This is a genomic window from Blautia sp. MSK17_66, from assembly GCF_020538025.1.
Lineage (GTDB): Bacteria > Bacillota > Clostridia > Lachnospirales > Lachnospiraceae > Blautia_A.
In genome coordinates this window covers 1-6,046 of record NZ_JAJBNQ010000052.1, presented here as the reverse complement: position 1 = coordinate 6,046, position 6,046 = coordinate 1, and the positions used below count along the sequence as shown (strand labels likewise).

12 protein-coding genes and 1 pseudogene are annotated in these 6,046 nt (G+C 35.8%); all 13 read left to right on the top strand.

Annotated elements, in window-relative coordinates; genetic code table 11:
- Positions 1–427: 427 nt before the first annotated feature.
- A complete protein-coding gene (gene rd / locus LIR34_RS17285; RefSeq protein ID WP_015524975.1) occupies positions 428–592 on the top strand; it encodes a rubredoxin in 165 nt (54 codons plus the stop codon).
- Positions 593–668: 76 nt separating this feature from the next.
- Positions 669–1,103, top strand: coding sequence for a bacteriohemerythrin (locus LIR34_RS17280; protein ID WP_015524976.1), 435 nt, complete (start codon positions 669–671; stop codon positions 1,101–1,103).
- A 262-nt stretch (positions 1,104–1,365) separates the two neighbouring features.
- Positions 1,366–1,515: a hypothetical protein gene (locus LIR34_RS17275; protein WP_015524977.1), complete on the top strand. Its 150-nt coding sequence runs from the start codon at positions 1,366–1,368 to the stop codon at positions 1,513–1,515.
- Positions 1,516–1,694: 179 nt separating this feature from the next.
- On the top strand, positions 1,695–1,907 hold the full coding sequence (locus LIR34_RS17270; RefSeq protein WP_005421604.1) for a DUF6219 family protein: 213 nt from the start codon (positions 1,695–1,697) through the stop codon (positions 1,905–1,907).
- A gap of 3 nt (positions 1,908–1,910) precedes the next feature.
- Positions 1,911–2,366, top strand: coding sequence for a thioredoxin-dependent thiol peroxidase (bcp, locus tag LIR34_RS17265; RefSeq protein WP_005421605.1), 456 nt, complete (start codon positions 1,911–1,913; stop codon positions 2,364–2,366).
- A complete protein-coding gene (yaaA, locus tag LIR34_RS17260) occupies positions 2,366–3,112 on the top strand; it encodes a peroxide stress protein YaaA (RefSeq protein ID WP_005421606.1) in 747 nt (248 codons plus the stop codon). Before bcp ends, yaaA begins: the two co-directional genes overlap by 1 nt.
- Before the next feature lie 89 nt (positions 3,113–3,201).
- Positions 3,202–3,402 (top strand): annotated as a pseudogene (locus tag LIR34_RS17255) (rubrerythrin family protein); the annotation flags it as partial.
- Between the two features lie 183 nt (positions 3,403–3,585).
- Positions 3,586–3,960 (top strand): desulfoferrodoxin family protein, encoded by a 375-nt coding sequence (locus LIR34_RS17250; protein WP_015524981.1) that lies wholly within the window; start codon positions 3,586–3,588, stop codon positions 3,958–3,960.
- Positions 3,961–4,054: 94 nt separating this feature from the next.
- Positions 4,055–4,213 carry a rubredoxin gene (locus LIR34_RS17245; protein WP_005339874.1) on the top strand — a complete coding sequence of 53 codons (159 nt, stop codon included), beginning with the start codon at positions 4,055–4,057 and terminating at the stop codon, positions 4,211–4,213.
- A 154-nt stretch (positions 4,214–4,367) separates the two neighbouring features.
- A complete protein-coding gene (locus tag LIR34_RS17240; protein ID WP_005421611.1) occupies positions 4,368–5,114 on the top strand; it encodes an SDR family NAD(P)-dependent oxidoreductase in 747 nt (248 codons plus the stop codon).
- 92 nt (positions 5,115–5,206) lie between these two features.
- Positions 5,207–5,512 (top strand): thioredoxin, encoded by a 306-nt coding sequence (gene trxA / locus LIR34_RS17235; RefSeq protein ID WP_005421612.1) that lies wholly within the window; start codon positions 5,207–5,209, stop codon positions 5,510–5,512.
- A gap of 13 nt (positions 5,513–5,525) precedes the next feature.
- Positions 5,526–5,846 carry a rhodanese-like domain-containing protein gene (locus LIR34_RS17230; RefSeq protein WP_015524982.1) on the top strand — a complete coding sequence of 107 codons (321 nt, stop codon included), beginning with the start codon at positions 5,526–5,528 and terminating at the stop codon, positions 5,844–5,846.
- A 1-nt stretch (position 5,847) separates the two neighbouring features.
- Positions 5,848–6,046 (top strand): FAD-dependent oxidoreductase (locus tag LIR34_RS17225; RefSeq protein WP_330567473.1); only part of this gene is annotated, 199 nt, incomplete at its 3' end.

The window sequence follows — 6,046 nt, the reverse complement described above, 5'->3', positions numbered from 1 at the left end:
AAACCATGTGAATGGTGCTGTTTGGGCATTTGATTATGATAAGATGTTCTGTGTATTGATGGAAAATGAAATTTGTCGAAAGGTGTGTGAAAAGAATAAATATAACAGTTGGATGAATCTGATGGGACAGTATTGTGTTTCAAGGACTTAAAGACGAAGAAAGTTGTTGGAGAGAAATAATTTCCAGCAACTCTGTCTTTAATGAATAGAGTTCATTTTTTTATTCAACTATTCCCATGATATATACAATATGTAAATGTGCAATTCAAATATCAGTTTATGCTAAGTGCAAAAATAATAATAATTACTATTATTGACAAAAGAATAATTATCATGTATAATACAGATATACAAGAAACAAAGTGTTAGAAAAATTGCTAGGAACTTGGTAACAAAAATAAATCGACATTGAAAATGGAAAATGACTATGAAAAAATATGAATGTGAACCATGTGGATATATTTATGATCCGGCAGTAGGAGATCCAGACGCCGGTATCGCTCCAGAAACTGCATTTGAGGATATTCCAGATGACTGGACATGCCCAATCTGCGGATTAGGAAAAGATGTTTTCGTTCCTGTAGAAGACTAAGCAGAAAATGCAGGTACGAAACTGCCAGACATTAAAAGAGCCTAAGAGAACATATAAAAGAAATGGAGGTCAAATTATGACTTACGATTTAAACATTACCTTTGATGACAATTTAGTAACAGGAAATAAAACAATCGATACACAGCACAAAGAATTGATTGACCGTATCCAGAACTTTGTAACTGCCTGTCAAAATGGCGACAGCAAAGTAAAAGCAATCAAAATGCTGGATTATCTGGATGAATATACTGACTTTCATTTCAAAGAAGAGGAAAAGCTTCAGGAAAAATCCGGTTATCCAGAGCGTGAAAAACATTATGAAAAACATGAAGAGTTTAAAAAGACAATTCAAGAACTGTATGAATACCTTCAGGAGTATGAAGGACCAACAGATCGGTTCAGTGAACTTGTACAGAAAAATGTAATCGACTGGCTGTTTGGACACATTAAAACATACGACCGCTCTGTGGCAAAATTTATCTTTATGAAACAAAATCCAGACCGATGCTAAAATAAACCAGGGAACGAGTTCACTCAGAATGTAGACAACGTGATGAAGTAAATTAGGGGCTGTCACAATGCAGCCCCTTTCCTGTTATAGCGATATTCTAGGTAATATATTGCGCTGGCATGACATATTATTTTACTACTACTATATGGGAAGAGCAAGCAGCTCTTCTTTTTTTTGTCCTTTTTATCCAATTTTAAGTTGTAAAGTCTCTTTTCATTCGACAAAATTCTCCACAGACAGAGGATATGCGACGAGCATTGATATGAACATCTATTTATGGAAAGAGGATATTGAAGACGGGGAATCGGTAATGACAGCCGAATATAGACCTGTAGAATACGGAAAGGACTATGATGTTGTCAATAATCCTGATAAATTTCAACTATATATAGATGGAAAAGAGATTAAATAGTAATCTCCTGAAAGCAAGCTTTTTGTCAATTATTTCAAAGAAAAATTAAAGGATAACAATACATAGTTTTGACAATGATATTTTGAAAAAATTTATAGGAATGCTCTATTATCAAATTGACATAGGAATATGGTAGCGTATAATTAGAATTGAATACACTGAAAAAATGGAGGAATTACATGAAAGCACATAAATATTGGTCAGTAGGAGCATTGATCACAATGCTTGGGACTTTTTACACTGGATATAAAAAGCAAAAATCAAGTCACAAATACTTTGCTTTAAGTTCTATGTTATGTATGGTAATGGCGATATATACAGGTCATAAAATGATTACCGGGAATAGGAAGAAAAAGGCGAATAAAGAGAAAGATACAGAAAGGGAGGGATAAATAATGTTGGAAGTAGGGGTTAAGGCACCGGATTTTGAGTTGCCAGATCAAAATGGGAAAATACATAGATTATCGGATTATACAGGAAAAAAAGTGATTTTATATTTCTATCCCAAGGATAATACAGCGGGATGCACGAAACAGGCATGTGGGTTTTCTGAGCGATACCCTCAGTTTACCGAAAAAGGAGCAGTTATTCTTGGAGTCAGTAAGGATTCTGTATCCTCTCATAAGAGATTTGAGGAAAAATATGGATTGACATTTACACTTTTAGCAGATCCAGAGCGGAAAGTTATTGAAGCATATGATGTATGGAAAGAAAAGAAAAATTATGGCAAAGTCTCTATGGGAGTAGTAAGAACCACATATCTTATTGATGAACAGGGGATTATTATAAAGGCAAATGATAAAGTCAAGGCTGCAGATGATCCTGAAAATATGCTCAAGGAATTAGATTAATGAAGATAATATTATCCCCTGCTAAAAAGATGATTACAGATACTGACAGCATAGCGCCGGATGGATTGCCTGAATTTATTGAAAAGACGACAGAGATACAAAGTTGGTTGAAAAGTAAGTCAAAAGAAGAACTGAAGACTATCTGGAAATGTAATGACAAAATTACAGAACAGAACTTCAATAGATTGGAAAACATGGATCTTTATCATTTACTTACCCCAGCTGTCTTATCATATGAAGGAATTGCTTTTCAATATATGGCTCCATCCGTGTTTGAGGACAGTCAATTCGAGTATGTACAAAATCATTTGAGAATAATATCTGCATTTTATGGTGTGCTAAAACCAAGGGATGGTGTGACACCTTATCGTTTGGAAATGCAGGCGAAGGTTGGAATAGGAGAAACAAAAAATCTGTATGAGTACTGGGGAGATTTATTATACCGCTCAGTGATTGATAACAGCAGGATTATAATCAATCTGGCATCGAAAGAATACTCTAAGTGCATAGAAAAATATCTGACACGACAGGATAGATACATTACGATTACATTTTGTGAGTTATCAGGAGATAAACTGGTGACAAAAGGTACATATGCTAAGATGGCCCGTGGTGAAATGGTTAGGTTCATGGCTGAAAACAGAATTGAAAATCCTGAGGATATTAAGAAATTTGATAGACTAGGCTATTCATTCCGCTCTGATTTATCATCAGATGCAGAATATGTTTTTGAACGGAAAAAATGATGATTGAATGATTATTTTAAATAAAAGGTAATCAGTAATATTGATTATTATAATAATAGTAATTATTACTATTATCTATTGACAATAAACAGATTGAGATGCACCACGAAGAGAGATATCGTGCACTTCTTAAGAATATTGAAACTGCACAGGTGTTTGAAAAGAGTGAAGTTAAGGTATGGGAATGCCGTAACTGTGGACATGTTGTGGTAGGAACAAAGGCACCTGAGATATGTCCAGTATGTAACCATCCACAGAGTTATTTCGAAATACGTGAAGAGAACTATTAAAGAGAAGGAGATTATTACAAAGAAGAAAGTGATTATTAAAAAAAGCAGTAATGATAGGCTGTGGCTTTGTTGGTTCTGCATCGGTTGGTAAAGAAGCATTAAAGTTTAAGAATCGACGGATGCTTTGAAGAAAGTTATAGAAACAATTGGATTTTAAATTTTAAACATAGGAAGATAAAAAAGATGGAAGTAAAATATTATGTATGCAATCATTGTGGAAACATTATTGAAATGTTAAAGGATCAAGGCGTACCAGTAATGTGTTGCGGAGAGGCTATGCATGAGTTAAAAGCTGGAGTGACAGATGCTGCTGTTGAGAAGCATGTACCTGTATATACAGTGGACAAACAGCATGTACATGTTGTGGTCGGTGAAATAAAACATCCAATGCTTGATAATCATTTCATTGAATGGATTACACTAAATACAAATCAGGGTATTTATAGAAAACAGCTAATTCCAGGACAGGAACCTATTGCGGATTTCTGCCTCTGTGATGGAGAATATGTAGAAGAAGTATACGCATACTGCAATCTTCATGGACTCTGGAAATGCTAAAAACACTTGACTTTCGTGCTAAGATTACAAAATAATTCAGATACAACAGTAATATATGCTGTGTATTAATATATTTATAAGGAGGAATAAACTAATGAAATATGTATGTGACGTTTGCGGATGGGAATATGATGAAGAGGAAGGTTATCCTGAAGGTGGTATTGCACCAGGAACAAAGTGGGAGGATGTTCCAGAAGATTTTGAATGCCCATTATGTAATGTTGGAAAAGATCAGTTTTCAGAAGTTGAATAGAAGCCTAATCTTGTGTTAAATACAGATGGATAAACCAAAACCCTGGTGCGTGAGCAACAGGGTTTTTTATTGCGATATTTTGTGATGATATCACAGAAAATAATCTACCTTTTGCTTATAATGTAGTTAGAAACTAAGTAAGGAGGTAGTCTAAATGAGATTAAAAGATAAAGTTGCAATCATTACGGGTGGAAGCCGTGGTATAGGATTTGCTACAGCTGATAAATTCTTGAAGGAAGGTGCTTCAGTTGTGTTGGCAGCAAGTTCACAGGAATCGGCAGATGTTGCTGTAGATAAATTAAAAGAAAAATATCCCAATGCAATAGTTGCTGGAATTAGTCCAAATCTGGCAAGCATGGAGTCTGTCAGAAAGGCTTTTAAAGAGGCAACTGAAAAATATGGATGTGTCGACATACTGGTAAATAATGCAGGGATTTCAGAAAACACCTCATTTATGGATTATACAGAGGAGACTTTTGATAAAGTCATGGATCTAAATGTAAAAGGAGTATTTAATACTACTCGTGTAGCAGCAGAATGTATGGTGGCAAGAGGCAAGGGGGTCATTCTCTCAACTTCTTCCATGGTGAGTATTTCGGGACAGCCAAGTGGGTTTGCTTATCCGGCATCGAAGTTTGCAGTAAACGGATTGACTGTATCATTAGCAAGAGAACTAGGACCTAAAGGTATTCGTGTTAATGCTGTTGCACCTGGAATTACAGAAACTGATATGATGAAGGCCGTGCCAAAGGAAGTTATCGAACCTATGATTGAAAGAATTCCATTGCGTCGTCTTGGACAGCCAGAAGATATTGCCAACGCGTTTGTGTTTCTTGCTTCAGATGAGGCGAGTTACATTACAGGTGTTATATTAAGTGTAGATGGTATGGCAAGAAGTTAAGTTAATGAGGTATGGTGATGTAATCACGGAAAATAAATGAAATTAAGACTATAATAAATCTACAAAAAGAGAAAGATAAGGAGGACTGTAAAATGTCTGCTATTAATATCAATAAAAATAATTTTCAGAACGAAGTACTGAATTCCGATAAACCCGTTCTTTTAGATTTTTGGGCATCTTGGTGTGCGCCTTGCCGTATGGTAGTACCTATTGTAGAGGAGATTGCAAGTGAGCGTAGAGATATTAAAGTTGGAAAGATTAATGTAGATGAAGAGCCTGAACTGGCAAATAAGTTCAGTATTATGAGCATTCCAACTTTAGTGGTTATGAAGAATGGGAAGATTGTACAGCAGGTTTCAGGGGCGAGACCTAAGAATGCGATTTTAGAAATGCTTTAGGGGGGGTGTGCTAATGGGATTTTTTGATCTCTTTAAACAGTCGAATATTAATCAAGGCATAGAAGAATATAAAAGGACTGATGATGCAGTTCTGCTGGATGTACGTACACCGCAGGAATATCAGGAAGGACATATACCAGAAAGTAAAAATGTGCCGTTGCAGCAACTTGACAATATTGCTTCTGTAGCGAAGAATAAGGATATCCCACTGTTTGTATACTGTTATTCCGGTTCACGAAGCCGCCAGGCAACTGGGATACTGCAACGAATGGGATATTCTAAAGTAAATAATATCGGTGGCATTGTAGCTTACTCAGGAAAGGTGGAAAAATAAGATGAAGGTAATAATTGTAGGAGGTGTAGCCGGAGGAGCTACAGCCGCAGCAAGAATACGCAGACTGAATGAACATGCTGAAATTACTGTGTTTGAAAGATCCGGATACATATCCTATGCAAATTGTGGACTTCCATATTATATTGGAGACGTGATCACAGACCCGGAAGAACTTACACTACAGACACCAGAGAGTTTTT